The sequence below is a fragment of the Burkholderia sp. MSMB0856 genome (assembly GCF_001524645.2).
Classification (GTDB): Bacteria; Pseudomonadota; Gammaproteobacteria; order Burkholderiales; family Burkholderiaceae; genus Burkholderia; species Burkholderia diffusa.
Window position 1 is genome coordinate 206,366 of sequence record NZ_CP013429.1, and the last position, 19,462, is coordinate 225,827.

Sequence of the window (19,462 nt, forward strand, 5' to 3'; positions counted from 1 at the left end):
GCGTGTCCGATGATTGATTTTGCACGGCCGCCGGCCGGAAATTACGCCACCGCCGTGATGCTCGTCGCGATCGCGACCGTGCTGCAGGCGCTGGCGATCCGCTTCGGCGGCGTCAACCTGTCGCTCGTCCTGTACTACCCGATGCTGGCCGGCGCCGCGTGGGCGACGTCGTTCCTGTTCGGAATCGCGTCGACCGCGGCGAGCGGGCTGCTGGTCTGGACGCTGTTCCTGTCCGATCCCGGCGCCTATACCGAACCGTTGCCGGCCCGCCTCGTGCGGCTCGGCACCTTCTTGCTGGTCGGGGCGCTGGTGTGTGCGGTCGCGGCGATGCTGCGCCACGCGCGCCTCACGAACGAGCTCGCGCGCCAGCGGGAAGCCGACGCGCGGCGGCAGCTCGATGCCGTGCTGCAGGCGCTGCCGCACGGCGTGATCGCGACCGATGCGAAAGGCCGGGTGACTTACCTGAATGCGGCGGCGGCCGAACTGGCCGGCTGCGGCCTGGACGAGGCGGCAGGTCGACCCGTGCGCGACGTGCTGCGCGAGTTCGATCACGACGGCCGGCGCGTGCAGACGACGCCGCTCGACCGTGCGCTCGGCGGCGCGCATGCGTTGTCCGACCGGCACTGGCTGCACGGCGCCGACGACAGCAGGCCGGTGCCGATCGTCGAGGCGGCGTCGCCGATCGCCGACGCGGACGGCAACATCGACGGCGCGGTGCTGCTGTTGCGCGATGGCGGCATGGCGCGCGTGCTCGCCGACAAGTCGCGGCTGCAGCTCGCGGTCGTCGAGGCATCGCCGGACGCGATCGTCGGGATCGACGGCCATGGCCGGATCGTGAGCTGGAACCCGGCCGCGCAGCGGATCTTCGGGTACGACGAGGGCGACGCGTGCGGGCGGCCGCTCGAAGCGCTGGTCGCGATGCGCTGGCTGGCGCGCAACCCGCTGGCCGAGACGTTCGACGCGTTGCGCGAACCGGTCGGCCCGCTCGAGCTGCTGTGCGTGCGCCGCGACGGCCGGCGCTTTCGCGCGACGGTATCCGCATGCCCGGTGAAAGGCGACGCGCGCAGCTGCGTCGCGCTGTCGCTGACGCTGCGCGAGACCGGCGCGCAGCGCCGCCGCGACCTGCGCGCGCACCGTTCGCTGCAAGGCGCGCGCGACGCGCGCGACCAGGCCGATACGTCGAACCGCCTGAAGGACGAACTGCTCGCGACCGTATCGCACGAACTGCGCACGCCGCTGAACGTGATCTACGGCTGGGTCGAGGTGCTGCGTAGTTCGCGCGACGACGCATTGCAGCAGCAGGCGATCGACGCGATCGACCGCAGCGCGCGTTCGCTCACGCGCATGGTCGGCGACATCCTCGACGCATCGTCGCTCGCGACCGGCAAGCTGCGGATCGATGCGATGCCGGTGGACGTGGTGCGGCTGTTTGCCGATGCGACGAAAGCACTCCAGACGACCGCGTCGTCGGCCGGCATCGCGCTCGGATTCGACTGCGCCGCGCCGGCATGCGTGGTGTCGGGCGACGCCGAGCGCTTGCGGCAAATGCTGTCGAATCTCGTGTCGAACGCGCTGAAGTTCACGCCGGCGGGCGGTACGGTGACGGTCACGCTGTCGCGCGACGCCGCGCACGCGACGCTGACCGTCTCCGACGACGGGCAAGGCATCGCGCCGGAGTTCATCCCGTACGTGTTCGACATGTTCCGCCGCGCGGACGATTCGCCCGCATCGTCGCGACGCGGGCTCGGGCTCGGCCTGTCGATCGTACGGCATATCGCCGAGCTGCACGGCGGCACGGTTCGCGTCGAAAGCGCGGGCCGCGATCGCGGCGCCACGTTCACCGTGACGTTGCCGGCCGGCTGGCAGCCGGTGGGGGCAATGGCGTGGGGCGTCGCGCAGCACGACGGGCTGCTCGATCCACTGATGCTCGACTCGCAGCGCATCCTGATCGTCGACGACGACGCCACCACGCGCGCGAGCCTGACCGCCGCGCTGAGCACGCTCGGCGCGACCGTTGCCATCGCGTCGTCGGGCCGCGACGCGCTTGCGATCGTCGCGGACGTGAAGCCGACCGTCGTGCTGTCCGATCTCGCGATGTCCGACGGCGACGGTTTCTGGCTGCTCGACGCGTTGCGCAGCGGCGCCGCGAACGGCGGCACCCCGCCCGATCTGCGCGTGCTCGCCGTGACCGCGCATGCCGGCCTCGCCGACGAGCGCCGCGCGCTCGAAGCGGGTTTCGACGGCTATCTGTGCAAGCCGGTCGACGTTCGCGAGCTGGCGCACAAGATCGCTCGCATGACGACGCGCGACGGCTGACGTGCGACGGGCATCGGCCGTCCCGCTCAGGTCGCCGCCGGCCGGTTCCGTGTGCTGATCTGCGCGAGCATGTGCGATGCGATCTGCGTGCTGCGCACGAGATCGCCCGGCGTGTGATGCACGACCTGCCGATGGATGAAATACCGCGCGGTATGCGCGAGCCCGCTCGCGAGCGGTGTCGTCGCGCGCCAGCCGAGGCGCCGGTGCGCGGCGTCAAGATCGGGCCGCCGCTGGCGCGGATCGTCGGACGGCAGCGGACAGAACTCGATCGCGACCGTCGTGCCGACGATCCTCACGACCTCGCGCGCGATGTCGATCATCGCGATCTCGTCGTCGCTGCCGAGGTTCACGGGCTCGCATGCGTCGCCCGGTTCGTCCATCAACCGGACCAGCGCATCGACCATGTCGTCGACATAGCAGAACGAGCGCGTCTGCTTGCCGTCGCCGTAGACGGTCAGCGGCTCGCCGGCCAGCGCCTGCGTGATGAAGTTGGAGACGACGCGCCCGTCGGCCGGATGCATGCGCGGGCCGTACGTGTTGAAGATCCGCGCGATCCGGACGTCGACGCCGTACTGGCGGTGATAGTCCATGAACAGCGTTTCCGCGCAGCGCTTGCCTTCGTCGTAGCACGCGCGCACGCCGATCGGGTTCACGCGGCCGCAGTAGCGCTCGTCCTGCGGATGCACGTCGGGGTCGCCGTACACTTCGCTCGTCGACGCCTGCAGGATGCGCGCCTTCACGCGCTTCGCGAGGCCGAGCAGGTTGATCGCGCCATGCACGCTGGTCTTGGTCGTCTGCACCGGGTCGCGCTGATAGTGCACGGGCGATGCCGGGCATGCGAGGTTGTAGATTTCGTCGACCTCGACGTACAGCGGAAACGTCACGTCGTGCCGCATCAGCTCGAAGTTCGGCGCATCGAGCAGGTGCGCGATGTTGTCCTTCGTCCCGGTGTAGAAATTGTCGACGCACAGCACGTCGTGTCCGGCCGTCACGAGGCGCTCGCAGAGATGCGAACCGAGAAACCCGGCGCCGCCGGTGACGAGCACCCGTTTGCGATCGTAGCCCTTCATCATGCGTTCTCCTTGCGGTGCGCGAGTACGCCCGGCGTGGTCGCGACGGGCGTTCGGCGGCTGCTGGCCGCCGTGCCCGCGCGTTGCGGATGCGCGACGTCGCGGTAGATGTCGACGAGGCGGTCGGTCACGCCGCGCCACGTATAGAAGCGGTGCGCGCGCAGATAACCGGCCCGGCCGAGCGCATCGCACAGGTCCGGTCGTGCGCGCAGCTGCACGAGACGCTCGGCGAGCGCGGCCGGGTCGCGCGGCGGCACCAGGTAGCCGGTCACGCCGTCGTCCACCGTCGTGCGGATGCCGCCGACGTCGCTGCCGATCACCGGCGCGGCACAGGCCATCGCCTCGACCGGCGTGATGCCGAACGGCTCGTACCACGGCGTCGTCACGAAGACGTCCGCCGCGCTGTAGTACAGGTGCAGCGTGTCGCGCTCGCGCCGGCCCACGAACGTCACGTGCTCCGCGATGCCGGTGTCGCGCGCGAGCGCGGCAAGGCGTGCGAGTTCCGGATCGCGCGCCGGGTCGGGCGTTGCCTGGCTGCCGCCGACGATGTAGAGCCGCGTCGGCCGGTTCGGGTCACGCGGCATTCGCGCGAGCGCGTCGATCACGGTGTCGATTCCCTTGCGCGGCACCAGCCGCCCGAGCTGCAGCACGACGAATGCATCGTGCGGCCAGCCGAGCCGCGCACGCGCGTCGACACGCGGCACGGGCCGGAATTCCCGCGCATCGAATCCGCAGGGCACGATTTCGATGCGCGCGGCATCGGCGCGGTAGTGCGTGGTGAGGTCGAGCGCATCCTGCGGGCACTCGGCGATCAGCCGGTCCGCGCGGCGCGCGAGCGTGTCCTCGATCGTGAAGCGTTCATCGGGGAAGCCGTCGGCCGCGCCCTGATGCAGCCGGCGCACGCGGCCGAGCGCATGGAACGTCATGACGAGCGGAATCCCGAGACGCTTCTTCACGCGCAGCGCGGCCTCGCCCGACATGAAGAAGTTCGCATGCATCACGTCGACCGGGTCGGGCTCGCGCCGCATGCGTGCCGTCATGTAGTCCGCGAACGCGCCCATGTAAGGCAGCAGCCGTTCCTTCGGGATATCGGCGGGCGGCCCGACCGGCACGTGGATCACCCGCATGCGCGGACCGATCGGCACGACTTCCGGCAGGTGCGGATTGTCGCAGCGCGTGTAGACGTCGACGTCGAGGCCGCGCTCCGCCAACTGCTTCGCGACGTTCGCGACGTAGATGTTCTGCCCGCCCGCATCCACGCCGCCGATCACCCCCAGCGGCGACGCATGTTCACTGATCAACGCAATTCTTTGCATGGTGTTGCTCCCGAGGTCGGGGCCGCGTCGGCGAGCCCCGTTGCGTCCCTCTCCGGCAATCGCCATTCCCGGCACTTCGCGGGGCGCGTGCCCCACCCATGTGCCGCAAAAATTACAACGCGTTGGATGAAAGGGCGTCCGATCAGCGTGCCGCGCGTGCGCGCGGCGTGTTGCGCGCGGCACGCGATTTGCGCCACCCGGATGTCCGCCGGCCATGCCGGCATCACACGATAGGAGGTCACGATGAAGATATTCCCGCTGCAAGCCCGCGCTCCGCGATTCCGCCGTCGCGCGGCGAAGCGTCTCGGCATGGCGGTCGCGATCGCCGCGGCCACCGCCTGTATCGCCGTCGCGCCTAACGTGTTCGCCGCCGGAGACGACGGTGGATCGTCATCCTCATCCATGTCGTCGTCGACGCATTCGAGCACCGGCACGAAGATCCGCGACGCGACCATCACGACCAAGGCGAAAGCCGAGCTGGTCGGCACGAGCGGCCTGTCGGCCGGCGACATTCACGTGAAGACGCGCCACGGCGTCGTGATGCTGACCGGCAGCGTGCCGGACGACCAGCAGCGCACGCAGGCCGTCAGCGTCGTCAAGCAGATCGACGGCGTGCAGGACGTGCGCAACCAGTTGACGATCCGCCCGAAATAACCTCGGCCCCGTAGAAGGAGTCCAGTGATGAACTGCATGCTCAAACCGGTCGGCGAGCAGACGATCGTGATCACGGGCGCCACGAGCGGCATCGGCCTCGTCACCGCGCGCAAGGCGGCACGGCGCGGTGCGAAGCTGGTGCTGTTCGCGCGCAACGAGGACGCGCTGAACACGCTCTGCGAGGAAATCCGCCAGCACGGCGGCCTCGCGGTGCCGGTCGCCGGCGACGTCGGCATTCTCGAGGACGTGCAACGCGCGGCCGCGATGGCGGCCGACACCTATGGCGGCTTCGATACGTGGGTCAACAACGCGGGCGTGTCGATCTTCGGCACGGCGGCGTCGGTGCCGCTCGAGGATCAGCGCCGGCTGTTCGACACCAACTACTGGGGTGTCGTGCACGGCTCGCTGGTCGCGTCGGATCATTTCCGGCGCAAGAGCGATTTCCACGGCGGCGCGATCATCAACATGGGCAGCGAGGCGTCCGATGCGCCGGTGCCGCTGCAAAGCGCGTATGCGGCGTCGAAGCACGCGGTCAAGGGCTTCACCGATTCGCTGCGTCTCGAGATCGAGTCGGATCACCTGCCGGTGTCCGTCACGCTCATCAAGCCGGCCGCGATCGACACGATGTTCGTGATGCACGCGAAGAACTACATGAACGTCGAGGCGAAGCTGGCGCCGCCGATCTACGATCCGGACCTCGTCGCCGACGCGATCCTGTTCGCCGCCGCGCACCCGCGCCGCGCGCTGTTCGTCGGCGGCGCCGCGAAGCTGACGTCGGCCGGCGCGTATCACGCGCCGCGCCTGTTCGACCGCGTCGCGGCCACGCTGTTCTCGCGCGGCCAGCGCACGGTGCGGCCCGCGCGCCCGCGCGACGACAACGCGTTGTACGAGTCCCGCCACGCGCTGCACGAGCGCGAAGGAATGGAAGGGCCCGTGCTGCGCGGCTGTGCGTACAACGCGGTGGTGCAGCAGCCGAAGGTTGCCGGTGCGGTCGCGCTCGGCGCGGCGGCGCTGGTGGTTGCCGCGCTGGCACGCGCGCGGCGTGCGTCGACGTAAGCGCATGACTCTCCGTTGGTCGATTATTCATTTGAAGGAGGTTTCCATGTCATCCCGACAACATACGGGCCACGAATACAGCCATTCTCGCGCGCACGAAGGCGAGCGCATGCAGCAGGACCACGACAAGGGCGGCCACCAGACGGGGCACGGCAAGGCGCCGAGCCCCGTCGACGTGCAGAAGGCGCTGAAGGGGATGGACTATCCGGCGAGCAAGGCGGACGTCGTCCAGTGCGCGGAGCGGTCGCATGCCGACCCGCGCGTGCTCGACATGCTCAGGCAGATTCCCGATCGCGAATACGGCACGCCGGCATCGGTGTCGAAGGAGCTCGGGCGGCTGATGTGAGCGCCGCAACGTCGCGTCGCGTACGCCGTCGCGTGCGCGGCGCCTTACGGTCACGAGGAGCACGAACATGGCGATGATCGTCGCAGGACGTTTCACGACGTTCGATGAAGCGGAAGGTGGCGCGCGCCACCTTTACGAGCGCGCGTTCGGCCCGGACGACGTGTCGATCTTCTTCCTGAACCCGGGCGGCCAGCACGCGCGCTTTCCTATCGGCGGCGACGTATATGCCGATACGGCCGCGAAGCCGGGCGGTCGCGGCGCGATGGTCGGCGCGCTGCGCGGGCTGCTGATCGGCGCGATCGTCGGACTGATCGTGTATGCGCTCGGCGTGCACTACTGGTTCGTGCCGGCAGCGGGCGCGCTCGCCGGTGCGTATCTCGGCGCGTTCGGCGGCGCGCTCGGCCGGATGCGCGGCGAGCAGGCCGAAGGCAAGGGCACGCTCGCGCACAGCGAAACCGGCGTGATCCTGGCCGCGCGCGTGACGGCGACGACCGCGGCCGCAGCGGAAGACGTGCTGCGCGCGACCGGCGCGCGGTCGATCGAGCGCGTCGAAGGCGACTGGCAGGACGGCGAGTGGCGCGACTTCGATCCGGTGCGCCGGCCGGACGGCACCACGCAGGGCAGTCCGCGCTGAACGAGTCGTTTCCGCATGCGCGTGCCACTCGGCGTGCGGCAACGCGGTACACGGCACGCCGTTTGCGATGCCTTCGCGACACCCGCTCAAGGAGGAAATCATGACCACCGCCAGGACAACGCCGCCGCAGACGCAGACGCAACAGCCGGGCCGCGAGCGGGAGATGCAGCCGAAGCCGCGCGACGAAGCGGCCGATTACGTCGGCAGCGGCAAGCTCGCCGGCAAGGTCGCGCTCGTGACGGGCGGCGACAGCGGGATCGGCCGCGCGGTCGCGATCGGTTTCGCAAAGGAGGGCGCGGATGTCGCGATCGTCTACCTGAACGAATCGGACGATGCAGCGCACACGAAGCGCCTGATCGAGCAGGCGGGGCGGCGCTGCGAGGCGATCGCATGCGATGTGGGTGACCGCCGGCAGGCGCGCGACGCCGTCGCGCGCACGGTCGAGCGGTTGGGGCGGCTCGACGTGCTCGTCAACAACGCGGGCGAACAGCATCCGCAGCCGGGCATCGAGGACGTGACCGAGGAACAGCTCGAGCGCACGTTCCGCACGAACGTGTACGGAATGATGTTCTGCACGCAGGCCGCGCTGCCGCACATGAAGGCGGGCGGCCGCATCGTCAATACGGCGTCGGTGACCGCGTATCACGGCAGCCCGAAGCTGCCCGACTACTCGGCGACCAAGGGCGCGATCGTCGCGTTCACGCGCTCGCTGTCGATCGAGCTGGCCGAGCGCGACATTCGCGTGAACGCCGTCGCACCGGGGCCGATCTGGACGCCGCTGATTCCGTCGACGTTCACCGCCGAACAGGTATCGAAGTTCGGCGCGAACGTGCCGCTCAAGCGGCCGGGGCAGCCGGACGAGCTGATCGGCTGCTACGTGCTGCTCGCGTCCGAAGGCGCGAGCTACATGACGGGACAGACCTTGCATCCGAACGGCGGCTCGATCGTCGGCGGGTGACAACGCTGTCCACACCAGGAGAAAGCGCATGAAACAACCCAACTGGACGATCGCGGCGCTCGCCGCGGGCGTGCTCGCCGTGTCGGGATTCGCGCAGGCACAGATGCCGAGCGAGCCGCCCGCATCTAATTCGCATGTGCCGGGCGGCGTGATCAACCCGACGTCGGGGGCCGGCGCGGGCGATGCGGGCATCGCGAAGGCGCCGCAGGGCGTCGATGCGGAATTCGTCGACAAGGCCGCGCTGGCCGGCAAGGCCGAAGTGCAGGCGGGCCAGCTCGCGTTGCAGCAGGCGCAGTCCGCGGACGTGCGCGCGTTCGCGAAACGGATGGTGACCGACCACGGCAAGGCGAGCATGAAGCTCGACGAGATCGCCGCGCGCAAGGGCATGAAACCGCAGGTCGACCAGATTCAGGATCCGGACGTCGAGGCGCTGCGCGGCAAGCGCGGGCACGAGTTCGACACAGCCTATGTCGCCGCTGTCGGTCCGGACGCGCACAAGAAGGCGGTCGCGCTGTTCGAAGACGAGGCGCGCGACGGCAAGGACACGCAACTGCGTGCGTTCGCGACATCCACGCTGCCGACGCTCAGGCATCACCTGAGCATGGCGGAGGCGCTCCAGCGCAAGGTGGGCGCGCAGTAACGCGCGCCCGTTTCAACCCCAGGGCCGCGCGGGCGGCCCGTTTTTTCGGAGAAGCAGTCATGGCCCAACGGCAATCGAAGCATGCAGGCATCCTCGAACTGCTCTGCCAGGCATACGAGACCGAGCTTGGCGGCGCGAAGATCTACGAGGCCGCGCTCCAGTGCGCGACCGACGAGGACCTGCACAAGGAATGGGAGAAGTACCACCGCGAGACGATGCATCACCAGGACGTGCTGCGCCAGGTATTCGACACGCTCGGCCTCGATCCGGATACGAAGTCGCCGGGCCGCGCCGCCGTGGAGGCGACCGGCAAGTCGCTCGTCCAGGTGATCGAGCAGGCGAGGAAGCAGGCTGAGCCGGCGGTCGCGCAGGTCGTCGCGGCCGAATGCGTGGTGCTGGCCGAAACCAAGGATCACCTGAACTGGGAGCTGATCGGCTACGCGGCCGACCAGTTGCGCGACGGCGACGCGGCGAAGGCGCTGAAGGCCGCGCACGATGAAGTCGAGGCCGACGAGGACCATCACCTGTATCACACTCGTGGCTGGGCGCGCGAGATGTGGATCGACTCGATGGGCTTCAAGGCGGTGCTGCCGCCACCTGAGGAAGTGAAGAAGGTCGAATCGGCGGCCGATGCGGCGCGTGCCGAAAAGTCGCGCGGCAAGATGATGTAACCCTGCCGATCGGGCAACCGGGCCGCGCCGCTCGCGCGGCCGCCCGGTTGTCCGATATCGTTGCTTCGCCGGTCCGGTCCTTCCTCCATGGTTGAACGGTTGCGAACGCAACTACACCACGGTTCCGGTCAGGTCAGCATGTCCACGACCATCACGACTACCGACCCCGCCATCAGCACGACCGCCAGCCACCCGAACGCCTTCGACGCGATGCCGCTGCCCGGCTGGCCGGCCGCATCGCGTCGCCGCGACAACAGCATCACGAGCACCAGCATCGGCACCGCCGCGACGCCGTTGAGCACCGCGCTCCAGTAAAGCGCCTTGATCGGATCGACGGGACTGAAACAGATCGCGATGCCGACGAGCACGCATGCCGCCAGCACCGCATAGAATGCCGGCGCGCGCCGCACCGGCTCGTTCAGGCCTTCCCGAAAGCGCCATGCCTCCGCGCAGCCGTACGCGGCGCTGCCCGCGAACGCGGGAATCGCGATCAGCCCGCAGCCAACGATGCCGAACGCGAACACGACGAACGCCGCTTCGCCGGCGATCGGGCGCAGCGCCTCGGCAGCCTGCGCGGTGGAGGCGATGTCATGCCTGCCGTTCGTGAAGAACACGGCCGCGCCGATCACCATGATGCAGAACGACACCGCGTTGGTCACGATCATCCCGGTCCACGTGTCGAACGTGATGCGACGCTCGGTCTCGCGGCGCGCGCCGGGCGCGCATGCGGTGTCGCCGTTGCGGCGCTCGGCCTGGGTTTCCTCGACTTCGAGCGCGGCCTGCCACACGAACAGGTACGGACTCAGCGTCGTGCCGAGCACCGCGACCGCCGTCGTCGCATAGTCGTGCGTGAACGCGATGTGCGGCAGCACGATCGCCTGCAGCAGGCTGCGCCAGTCGATGTGCACGAAGCCAAGTTCGAGCACGTACGCGAGCAGGCCGAGCGTCATCCATTTGAGCCAGCGCGCGTAGCGTTCGTAGGAAAGCAGGACCTGCAGCGCGAGCGACGCGATGCCGTAGACGGGCGCATACCGGTAGCTGCGGCCGCCGATGACGAGCGCGGTCGCGTCGCCCATCGCGGCGAGGTCGGCGCCGACGTTCACGACGTTGACGATCACGACCGTCACGATCAGGGCCTTGGCGAGGCGGCTGGAGAACTGCTCGCGGATGGCCGCCACGAGGCCTTCGCGGTTGGCGCGCCCGATGAATGCTGACGCGAGCTGCACGGCCACCATCATCGGCAGCGTGATCACGGTCATCCACAGCATGTGGAAGCCGAACTGGCTGCCCGCCTGCGCATAGACGGCGACGTTGCTCGGATCGGCGTCGGACGCGCCCGCGAGCAGGCCGGGGCCGAGCCGTCGGTACCACGGCCGTGCGGTGGGTACGGCGCTCGCGGTTTCGTGCGCCCTGTCATCTCCGCGCAGGTCGCTCATTCGGCGTCTCCCGGTGCGCCGCGCGCGAGGCGCGCCGCAGTGCGCAGCGCGTCGACGAGCGTCCGGTATGCGTGCTCGCGCGAATCGGCGCCGCGCGTGCGCAGCACGTAGGACGGGTGATAGGTCGCGACGACGAGACAGCCGTCGGGCGAGCGCACCGGCTTGCGCGTGCGCTCGAGCGTTGCCTCGTTGTCCTGCAGCACCGCGCGCAACGCCGTCGCGCCGAGCGCGACGACCACGCGCGGGCGCATCGCATCGAGTTCGTGTTCGAGCCAGTAGCGGCACGCGGTGACCTCGCGTTGCGCGGGCGTCTTGTGCAGCCGTCGTTTGCCGCGCGGCTCCCATTTGAAGTGCTTGACCGCGTTGGTCAGATAGACGGACGTGCGCTCGATCCCGGCCTCGTCGAGCGCGCGGTCGAGCATGCGGCCCGCCGCGCCGACGAACGGGATGCCCGCGCGGTCTTCCTGGTCGCCCGGCTGCTCGCCGACCAGCATGATGCGCGCATCGGCAGGCCCCGCGCCGGGCACCGGCTGGGTCGCGTGTTCCCACAGTCCGCAGCGGCGGCAGGCGTCGAGCGTGGCCGGCGCATCGTCGTCGGCGGCGATCGAAACCGCCGCGCGCTTTGCGGGGGCTTGGCGCGTCATGGGGTGCTTCCTGTACCCATCTGCGCCGCGCGCGCGTCGACGTGCGCACGACGGCGGACGGCAAGCGGGGGGAAGATCCGGGCGAGTCGGAACATCGGCGGCTCCCATATCGATGCTGTGCAGGGCGTGCAGCAACCGGCATGCCGCATGCAGTCAACATGCATGCGCAGTTTGCGTCGGGACGGCATCCGGCTACAGGCGAAAGCCGCCGCGGGCGATCGAGCGTGGCCGATCGCGGGCCTTACACGGCGCTTGTAAAACGGTATCGGGCGTCGTCCTGCCGCGTGCATTCGCCCGCCGCACGCGGCATGCCGGCGCGCCCGGAGTGTCGCGGTCGGGCATGTCCCGGCTGGGTGTGCTTCTCCGAATCGTGCACAATACGCGGCATTCGAGATGCGGAGACCGGACCCGTGGGAATCAACTTCGATTTGACCGACTTGCAGGCGTTTCGCGCGGTGGTGGAGCTGGGAAGCTTCCGCAAGGCCGCCGAGGCGATCAGCATTTCGCAGCCCGCGTTGAGTCGCCGGATCGACAAGCTGGAGGAAGCGCTCGGCGTGCGTCTGTTCGAGCGCACGACGCGCAGCGTCACGCTGACGACGGTCGGCCGCGTGTTCGCGCCGAGCGCCGAGCAACTGCTGGACGATCTCGACGTGGCGCTGCTCGGCATCCGCGACGTTTCGTCGAGCCGCCTCGGCCACGTGACGATCGCGTGCGTGCCGTCGGTGGCCTACTATTTCCTGCCGAACGTGATCGCCAGCTATCATCGCCGCTTTCCGCGCATCAGGGTCAAGCTGCTGGATGCGAGCGCGAACGAGGTGCTGAGCGCCGTCATTAGTGGCGAGGCCGATTTCGGCGTGAGCTTCATGGGCAGCCAGGAATCCGAGGTCGAGTTCAAGCTGCTGCTGCAGGAGCGATTCGTTGCCGCATGCCGGCGCGATCATCCGCTCGCGCGCAAGAAGCGCGTGACCTGGAACGAACTTTACGAATACGAGTACGTGTCCGTGGACAAGACGTCCGGCAACCGCCTGTTGCTCGACCAGGCACTGACGAGCGTCGCGCCGCGCGCGCCGAGCGTGTGCGAGACGCGCCACGTGACGACCATGCTCGGGCTGGTCGAAGCGGGGCTCGGCGTCGCCGCGGTGCCGTCGATGGCGATGCCCGGACACGACCATCCGCTGCTCACGAGCGTGCCCCTCGTCGAACCTTCGGTCAAGCGCCGGGTGGGTATCGTGAAACGGCGCGGACGCCCGCTGACGCCCGCCGCGGAGGAGTTTCACCGGGCGGTCATCGACGCCAGGCGCGGCGGTGCGCCGCGCAGCGATGCATCGAAGTAATGCTCGTGACGAATACGACCGGAACATCGAGGAAGACCGCAGCATGAGGCTGGCAAGACCGCTTCGTTCGCTTTACGTGCAGGTTCTGCTGGCGATGGCGCTCGGCGTGAGCGTCGGCCACTTCTGGCCGTCGGCCGGCGCGGCGCTCAAACCGCTCAGCGATGCATTCGTCGCTCTCGTGCGGATGATGATCGCGCCGATCGTGTTCTGCACGATCGTCTCCGGCATCACGTCGCTCGCGAACGGGCAGGCCATCGGACGCACGATCGTCCGCGCGCTGGTGCTGTTCTATCTGCTGACCGCCGCCGCGCTCGCATTCGGGCTCGTCACCGCGCTCGTGCTGCGGCCCGGGGCCGGCATGCACGTCGACGTGCGCCATCTCGACGCGAGCGTCCTGGCGCAATACGCGCAGCATGCGCAACCGCGCGGCCTCGTCGAGTTCGCGCTGAGCGTGATCCCGGATACGATGCTCGGCGCGTTCCAGCAGGGCGAGGTGCTGCCCGTGCTGCTGCTGTCGCTGCTGTTCGGTTTTTCGCTGAACGCGTATCCGCAGGCCGGGCGGCCCGTGCTGGCGCTGATCGACGGCGTCGCGCAGATCGTGTTTCGCGTGCTCGCGATGATCATGCGGCTCGCCCCGCTCGGCGCATTCGGCGCGATGGCCTTCACGGTGGGGCGCTTCGGCATCGGCTCGGTCGGCTCGCTCGCGTGGCTGATGGCGTCGTTCTACGTGGCCTGCGCGCTGTTCGTCGCGCTGGTGCTCGCGCCGCTCGCGCGGTTGCACGGTTTCGCGTTGTGGCGGTTGTTGCGCTACATCCGCGAGGAGTTGCTGATCGTCCTCGCGACTTCGTCGACGGAGCCGGTATTGCCGCGGCTGATCGTCAAGCTGGAGTCGCTCGGTTGCGACAAGGGCGTCGTGGGGCTCGTGCTGCCGGCCGGTTACTCGTTCAACCTGGACGGCACCGCGATCTATCTGACGCTCGCCGCGTTGTTCATCGCCCAGGCGTGCGATGTGCCGCTTTCCGCGCCGCAGATCGCCGCGATGCTGGCCGTCATGCTGCTGACGTCGAAGGGCGCGGCCGGCGTGTCCGGCAGCGGCTCGTCGCGCTCGTCGCGACGCTCGCCGTGATGCCCGACCTGCCGGTTGCGGGCGTCGCGCTTCTGGTCGGCATCGATCGCTTCATGTCCGAGGCGCGTGCGCTGACGAGCGTGATCAGCAACGCGTGCGCGGTGATCTTCGTTTCGATGCGGGAAGGGGCGTGCGATCGCGCGCGTCTCGCGCGGATGCTGAACGGGACCGGACCGGCTGGCCCGAATGGCGCCGATGGCGCGGAGGCCGGCGCCGGGCCCGACGGGAAGGCGGTCTGACGCGCACCTTCCCGTCGGTCGTGCTCAGTGTGCGGAGACGGAATCCAGCCCGGTCGATTTCACTTCGGCCTGCACGTCGGGCGACGCGAGATAGTCGAGAAGCGCCTTCGCTTCCTGCGGGTGCTGCGCGCCGACCGGGATGCCGGCCGCGAAGCGCGTAACCGACTGCAGCGATTCGGGAATCTTCCCGACGAAGGTCGCGCCCTTCACGGGCAGCAGTTCGCTCACCTGCTGAAAGCCGATGTCGTAGTCGCCGTTCGCGACCACGGATGCGACCGGGATCCGCGGGATCATGGCCGCTTTCGATTTCACCTGGTCCTCGATGCCGAGCTTTTTGAACAACTCGCGCTCGATGTAGACGCCGCTCGCGCTGTCCGAGTAGGCGATCGACTTCGCATGCAGCAGAACCTGCCTGAGGCCTTCGGCCGTGCTGATGTCGGGTTTCGCGGCGCCGTCGCGCACGACCATGCCGATGCGCGAATCGGCCAGCTCGACGCGCGATCCGGCTTTGACCTTGCCTTGCTTGATCAGATCGTCGAGCGCATAGCCGACCATGATCACGACGTCAGCCGGCTCGCCGCGCGCGAGCCGGTTCGGAATCGCTTCAGGCGACTTGCCCATCGACGGGCCGAGCGCGGTTTCGAGCGTGTTGCCCGAGCGGGACGCGAACTGCGGGCCGAGCAGCTTGTAGGCGGCGGTGAAGCCGCCCGAGCTCATCACGTGCAGGTCGGCGGCCTGCACGTTCGCGGCGACCGCCGAGGTGGCGACGAGCGCGGTCGCGCAGAGTTTCAGGAGCAGGTTCTTCATGGTCGTGGTCTTGGACATGTGGAGTCGGGACGGGTCGTTCGGCGTGAGGCTTCAGTGCGCCGGCGTCAGCGTGGCCGTCTGCCGGCGATACAGGGCGAACGTCGCGAGCAGCGCGCACACCGCGGCGAGGCTCATCCAGTAGCCGGGCGCGGCCTTGTCGCCGGTCATGTGAATGAGCGCCGTCGAGATGGCCGGCGTAAAGCCGCCGAACACGGCCGTGGCGAGGCTGTAGGCGAGCGAGAAACCCGCCACGCGCACCTCGACGGGCATCACTTCCGTCAGGGCGACGACCATCGCACCGTTGTAGATCCCGTACATGAACGACAGCCACAGAAGCACGAGCAGCATGTTGACGAACGACGGCGCATGGGCGAGCAGGGACAGTGCCGGGTAGGCGGTGGCGATCGCGAGCAGCGTCATGCCGACGAGCAGCGGCCGGCGGCCGATGCGATCGGACAGGGCGCCGCCGATCGGCAGCCACACGAAGTTCGACACGCCGACGCACAGCGTGACGAGCAGGCTGTCGGCCGTGCTCAGGTGCAGGACCGTCTTGCCGAAGGTCGGCGCGTAGACCGTGATGAGGTAGAAGCTCGTGGTGGTCATCGCGACCAGCATCATGCCGGCGATCACGACGCCCCAGTTCCGCGCCAGCGTCCTGAACACTTCCTTCATGCCCGGACGATGCTTGCGGGCCTTGAACGCCTGCGTTTCCTCGAGGTTGCGGCGCAGCATGAAGATGAACGGCACGATCATGCAGCCGACGAAGAACGGCACGCGCCAGCCCCACGAGGCGATGGCCGACGTGCTCATCCATTGATTGAGCGCGAAGCCGAGGCCGGCCGCGACGACGATCGCGACCTGCTGGCTGGCGGACTGCCAGCTCGTGTAGAAGCCCTTGCGGCCGGGCGTGGCCATCTCGGCGAGATAGACCGACACGCCGCCGAGTTCTGCACCCGCCGAAAAGCCCTGCAGCAGGCGCCCGACCAGCACGAGCACGGGCGCGAGCAGGCCGATCGTCGCGTAGCCCGGCACGAACGCGATCAGGATCGTGCCGCTCGCCATGATCGCCAGCGTGACGATCAGGCCCTTGCGGCGGCCCACGTCGTCGATGTACGCACCCAGCACGATCGCGCCCAGCGGCCGCATCAGGAAGCCGGCGCCGAAGACGGCGAAGGTCATCATCAGCGACGCGAACTCGCTCGCGGCGGGAAAGAATACGGCGGAGATCTGGGTTGCGTAGAAGCCGAACAGGAAGAAGTCGAACTGCTCGAGGAAGTTGCCGGCCGTCACGCGGAATACCGCGGCGGCCTTCGACCGTGCGGTCGGAAGGCTGGGCGAGGGGTGCATCAGGGTGTCTCCAGGAAATCGGGAAGAATGCGCCGGGGGAGCGGTCGATTGTCGTTTCGGCAATATTGGCCCGGAGACGGACAAACGATAAGTGCGATTTTTGGAAGGATTGATGTCGTATGGTTATCAATCAGGCGGCGCGCCACGTCGGACGCACGCACGGCCGGCGGCCGGCAAGGCCAGCCTCGGTGGATCGGGCCGGCTCCGGGATCCGTCAAAAAGCCCAAAAAAGCCCCGCATTCGCGGGGCCTGTCGCCTGAACCACGGGCAAATCACGAACGGTCAGTGCCGCCCGCGCGTGCGAGGATCGTTCAGTTCCTCGGTCGGATCGGTGAGCCCGAGCTCGTCGCCCGCGCTCCAGTACGGCGCGCTGCCGTAGAACTCGTGCAGCGGCTCGGCCCATTGCGGGTCGGCCATCGCCGGCCAGTGATCCTTGTCGAAGCCCGGCGCGTTGCGGATCCGCTCCGACGACACCGACAGCAGGAAACACTTGCGTTCGGTATCGAGCGTGAGCGCGCTCCACGGGATCGCGAGCAGCTTGTCGCCGATGCCGAGCACGCCGCCGCTCGACAGCACGGCGTAGGCAACACGGCCCGAGCGCACGTCGAGCATGATGTCCTTGATCTTGCCGACGTCGTCGCCGTCGGTCGTGTAGACCTTGTCGCCTTCCAGCGTGTCGGCCGCCATCACGTCGGGGCCCGGGCCGGCCGCCGTCGCGGCGCCCTTGCCGACGATGCGCGTCTGTCCTCGATCGGAAGTCTGCATGGTTGTCCTCCTGGTTGGGTGGAGCGCGGCCGTGCCCGGGATGGGCCCTGCGGGTCGCGCGGGGTTGTCGGGCGGGGCGAGGATCGCCCCGTCACGTACGCTTCGGTTGCGACACGCCTTCGAGCGTGTTCGCGACGTCGTCGCGCGCGGGGCCGGCCGTGCGTGTCGCGATGTCCGCGAGCGACAGCATGCCGACGAGGCGCTTGTCGTGATCGACGACGGGCAGGCGGCGCAGTTGCGCGTCGGCCATGTAGTGCTGGATCTCGTCCAGCGAATCGTCCTCGAAACACCATTCGATCGGGCCCGACGCAACTTCGTGGATCCGCGTCTCCGGCGGCTTGCCGGCCGAGATCGCGCGCACCGCGAGGTCGCGGTCCGTGACCATGCCGATCAGCCGGTTGTTGTCGCACACGGGCAGCGCGCCGATGTCGTAGCGCTCCATCAGTTGCGCCGCATGACGGATCGAGTCGGTCGGCGCGATGCGCACGACGTCCTGCGACATGATTTCGTTGACGCGATGCATGAAGTCCTCCTTGCAGGTTTGAGTCCGGGCCGTACGAGTCAGCAAGCGGCGTGCCGTTCGGCACGCGTGTTCGTCGAATCGCCGACGGTCATTCGTCGCGGCGCTTGGCCGGGTCCTGCCACGGGCCGTCGTCGTGCGTGCCCGGCGGCGTGTCGGGCTCGATGCGCGTGACGCCGCCGGTCGCCGGCGGATCGCTCGCGGGGAACGTGTCCTCCAGCTGCTTGTCGATATGCCGCTCGGAGTGGCGCGTTTTCGTGTGGTCCTGGTCCTTCAGCGGCGGCGACGGATCGGGATGCGGTTCGTGCGTCGGCGCGTCGCGGCCGGAACGGGTCGAATCCTTCATGGCATGCCTCCGTGTCGGTGACGTTGAGGCGCACATCGCGCAACGGCCGTGCCCGCTGCATGGCGGCGGCACGCGACTTGCCATGTCGGTAGCAACGACGACAACACGCGGCGCCACGCGCCGCATGCACACGCACATCGAACGGGAGGGCACGATGACGATTCCGAAACGGCGGCCGGGAGTGCGCTATGAAGTCAACGTCTGCGGCGGAGGGTTCGAGTCGGTGAAGAGCCACTTCATCACGTGGAAACAGGAGCCGCTGATTTACCGGCCCGATCGCCGCATGTTCGAAGGCAAGGCCGACGTGCGGCCGCTCGACGAGACCTTCGGCTCGACCGAGCCGGCGCGCTTCGCGCTGCAGCGCGCGTGCGAGCCGGCCGATTCGTATGCGCTCGCCGCGCGGGTGCGCGACGACGACCACGAGTTGTGGCTCGTGATGGCCGCGTACGACGGGTAACGCGATGGCCTTGAAAGAATTGCAGCGCGCGGTGTAGCGAATGCACGTCGCGCCGGGCGGCGGCTTGCGGGTCGGCGCGTCGACAAGCGAAATGCGGCATGAATGACCGGCACGCGGCTTGCGGCCACCGAATGTGTAGCGCAGCGAGCGGCGAACGTGCCGCAATCCGAGGCCGTCACGACAGCACAACGCACGAATGCCCATGAACCGAGATGCCCACCGAAATCCCGCCCAGTCGCTGCATCGGCCCGAGCCGGTGATTCCCGACGTCGAGCCCGACCCCGAACCGCCCCCGCCGGACGACCTGCCGCCCGGCACGCCCGAGCCGTATCACGATCCGGAAGGCGATCCGCCGGAGCAGCCGCCACCGGAACGCGAGCCGCCGACGCGGGAGCCGCCGATCCACGTGCCGCCGACGGGCGTGCCGCCGGTGGCGTTCACCCGATTCAAGGAGGGGCCACGATGAGCATTCGCGTGAAACCCGGCATGCTGCGCGACGTGGCCGAGACGCTCGGCCACCATTTCGAGGCGCGGGCGATGCCGTTCCATATCGAGGAGCAGCCGGCCGGCGCACTGCATTTCGGCTTTCGTGTCGATGGCCATCCGGCGTCGCTGACCGTCACCTTCGACGCCGACGCATTCACGGCGCTCGAGCAGGCCGGTACCGAGCGGCAACGCGGTGCGCTGGCCCGCGTCGCCGCCGAATTCGACATGATGATGGCGCGCCGCGCGCCCACCGCATATGCCGGCGATTTCCATTTCAACCGGCTCTGAGCCGTG

General features: G+C 68.9%; 21 protein-coding genes and 1 pseudogene. 13 read left to right on the forward strand and 9 right to left on the reverse strand.

Annotated elements, in window-relative coordinates:
- Positions 1-9 precede the first annotated feature (9 nt).
- Complete coding sequence (locus tag WS87_RS29620; protein WP_059817043.1) at positions 10-2,316, forward strand: hybrid sensor histidine kinase/response regulator; 2,307 nt, start codon at positions 10-12, stop codon at positions 2,314-2,316.
- A gap of 26 nt (positions 2,317-2,342) precedes the next feature.
- Here WS87_RS29620 and WS87_RS29625 read toward each other — a convergent pair whose 3' ends face one another.
- A complete protein-coding gene (locus WS87_RS29625; protein ID WP_059817362.1) occupies positions 2,343-3,386 on the reverse strand; it encodes a UDP-glucuronic acid decarboxylase family protein in 1,044 nt (347 codons plus the stop codon).
- Complete coding sequence (locus tag WS87_RS29630) at positions 3,386-4,702, reverse strand: glycosyltransferase family 4 protein (RefSeq protein ID WP_059817041.1); 1,317 nt, start codon at positions 4,700-4,702, stop codon at positions 3,386-3,388. The genes WS87_RS29625 and WS87_RS29630 overlap by 1 nt, the downstream gene beginning before the upstream one ends.
- A gap of 243 nt (positions 4,703-4,945) precedes the next feature.
- Here WS87_RS29630 and WS87_RS29635 point away from each other — a divergent pair, with 243 nt between their 5' ends.
- The 7 genes from WS87_RS29635 (at position 4,946) to WS87_RS29665 (ending at position 9,661) form a co-directional block, all read left to right on the forward strand.
- Positions 4,946-5,356, forward strand: coding sequence for a BON domain-containing protein (locus tag WS87_RS29635; RefSeq protein WP_059817039.1), 411 nt, complete (start codon positions 4,946-4,948; stop codon positions 5,354-5,356).
- Between the two features lie 27 nt (positions 5,357-5,383).
- Positions 5,384-6,412, forward strand: a complete 1,029-nt coding sequence (locus WS87_RS29640) for an SDR family oxidoreductase (protein ID WP_059817037.1) — start codon at positions 5,384-5,386, stop codon at positions 6,410-6,412.
- 46 nt (positions 6,413-6,458) lie between these two features.
- Complete coding sequence (locus WS87_RS29645) at positions 6,459-6,758, forward strand: DUF2795 domain-containing protein (protein WP_059537044.1); 300 nt, start codon at positions 6,459-6,461, stop codon at positions 6,756-6,758.
- Positions 6,759-6,825: 67 nt separating this feature from the next.
- Positions 6,826-7,392: a hypothetical protein gene (locus tag WS87_RS29650; protein WP_059817035.1), complete on the forward strand. Its 567-nt coding sequence runs from the start codon at positions 6,826-6,828 to the stop codon at positions 7,390-7,392.
- A gap of 100 nt (positions 7,393-7,492) precedes the next feature.
- Positions 7,493-8,350 (forward strand): SDR family oxidoreductase, encoded by an 858-nt coding sequence (locus WS87_RS29655; protein WP_059817033.1) that lies wholly within the window; start codon positions 7,493-7,495, stop codon positions 8,348-8,350.
- A gap of 28 nt (positions 8,351-8,378) precedes the next feature.
- Positions 8,379-8,990, forward strand: a complete 612-nt coding sequence (locus WS87_RS29660; RefSeq protein WP_059817031.1) for a DUF4142 domain-containing protein — start codon at positions 8,379-8,381, stop codon at positions 8,988-8,990.
- A gap of 59 nt (positions 8,991-9,049) precedes the next feature.
- A complete protein-coding gene (locus tag WS87_RS29665) occupies positions 9,050-9,661 on the forward strand; it encodes a hypothetical protein (RefSeq protein ID WP_059817028.1) in 612 nt (203 codons plus the stop codon).
- Between the two features lie 128 nt (positions 9,662-9,789).
- On the opposite strand, the gene WS87_RS29670 is transcribed toward WS87_RS29665, so the two are convergent.
- Entirely contained in the window at positions 9,790-11,097 is a 1,308-nt protein-coding gene (locus WS87_RS29670) for an NRAMP family divalent metal transporter (RefSeq protein WP_059817026.1), read from the reverse strand.
- Positions 11,094-11,741 carry a UdgX family uracil-DNA binding protein gene (locus WS87_RS29675; RefSeq protein WP_059817024.1) on the reverse strand — a complete coding sequence of 216 codons (648 nt, stop codon included), beginning with the start codon at positions 11,739-11,741 and terminating at the stop codon, positions 11,094-11,096. Before WS87_RS29675 ends, WS87_RS29670 begins: the two co-directional genes overlap by 4 nt.
- Before the next feature lie 410 nt (positions 11,742-12,151).
- Between WS87_RS29675 and WS87_RS29680 the strand changes: the two genes are divergently transcribed.
- Complete coding sequence (locus WS87_RS29680) at positions 12,152-13,075, forward strand: LysR family transcriptional regulator (protein WP_059692894.1); 924 nt, start codon at positions 12,152-12,154, stop codon at positions 13,073-13,075.
- Between the two features lie 43 nt (positions 13,076-13,118).
- Positions 13,119-14,440 (forward strand): annotated as a pseudogene (gene dctA, locus WS87_RS29685) (C4-dicarboxylate transporter DctA).
- A 24-nt stretch (positions 14,441-14,464) separates the two neighbouring features.
- On the opposite strand, the gene WS87_RS29690 reads toward dctA, so the two are convergent.
- From WS87_RS29690 to WS87_RS29710, 5 genes are all read right to left on the reverse strand, one after another.
- Complete coding sequence (locus tag WS87_RS29690; RefSeq protein WP_059817022.1) at positions 14,465-15,247, reverse strand: substrate-binding domain-containing protein; 783 nt, start codon at positions 15,245-15,247, stop codon at positions 14,465-14,467.
- Between the two features lie 51 nt (positions 15,248-15,298).
- On the reverse strand, positions 15,299-16,594 hold the full coding sequence (locus tag WS87_RS29695) for an MFS transporter (RefSeq protein WP_059817020.1): 1,296 nt from the start codon (positions 16,592-16,594) through the stop codon (positions 15,299-15,301).
- A gap of 282 nt (positions 16,595-16,876) precedes the next feature.
- Positions 16,877-17,359, reverse strand: coding sequence for a PRC-barrel domain-containing protein (locus WS87_RS29700; RefSeq protein WP_059817017.1), 483 nt, complete (start codon positions 17,357-17,359; stop codon positions 16,877-16,879).
- 91 nt (positions 17,360-17,450) lie between these two features.
- Complete coding sequence (locus WS87_RS29705; RefSeq protein WP_059537001.1) at positions 17,451-17,882, reverse strand: CBS domain-containing protein; 432 nt, start codon at positions 17,880-17,882, stop codon at positions 17,451-17,453.
- Positions 17,883-17,970: 88 nt separating this feature from the next.
- Positions 17,971-18,225, reverse strand: coding sequence for a hypothetical protein (locus WS87_RS29710; RefSeq protein WP_059536998.1), 255 nt, complete (start codon positions 18,223-18,225; stop codon positions 17,971-17,973).
- 154 nt (positions 18,226-18,379) lie between these two features.
- Here WS87_RS29710 and WS87_RS29715 point away from each other — a divergent pair, with 154 nt between their 5' ends.
- From WS87_RS29715 to WS87_RS29725, 3 genes are all read left to right on the forward strand, one after another.
- The gene (locus tag WS87_RS29715; RefSeq protein WP_059537426.1) at positions 18,380-18,682 is read left to right on the forward strand and encodes a hypothetical protein; all 303 of its coding nucleotides are present in this window, start codon (positions 18,380-18,382) and stop codon (positions 18,680-18,682) included.
- 196 nt (positions 18,683-18,878) lie between these two features.
- Complete coding sequence (locus WS87_RS29720) at positions 18,879-19,148, forward strand: hypothetical protein (protein ID WP_082750577.1); 270 nt, start codon at positions 18,879-18,881, stop codon at positions 19,146-19,148.
- Positions 19,145-19,456, forward strand: a complete 312-nt coding sequence (locus tag WS87_RS29725) for a hypothetical protein (protein ID WP_059817012.1) — start codon at positions 19,145-19,147, stop codon at positions 19,454-19,456. Before WS87_RS29720 ends, WS87_RS29725 begins: the two co-directional genes overlap by 4 nt.
- Positions 19,457-19,462 lie beyond the last annotated feature (6 nt).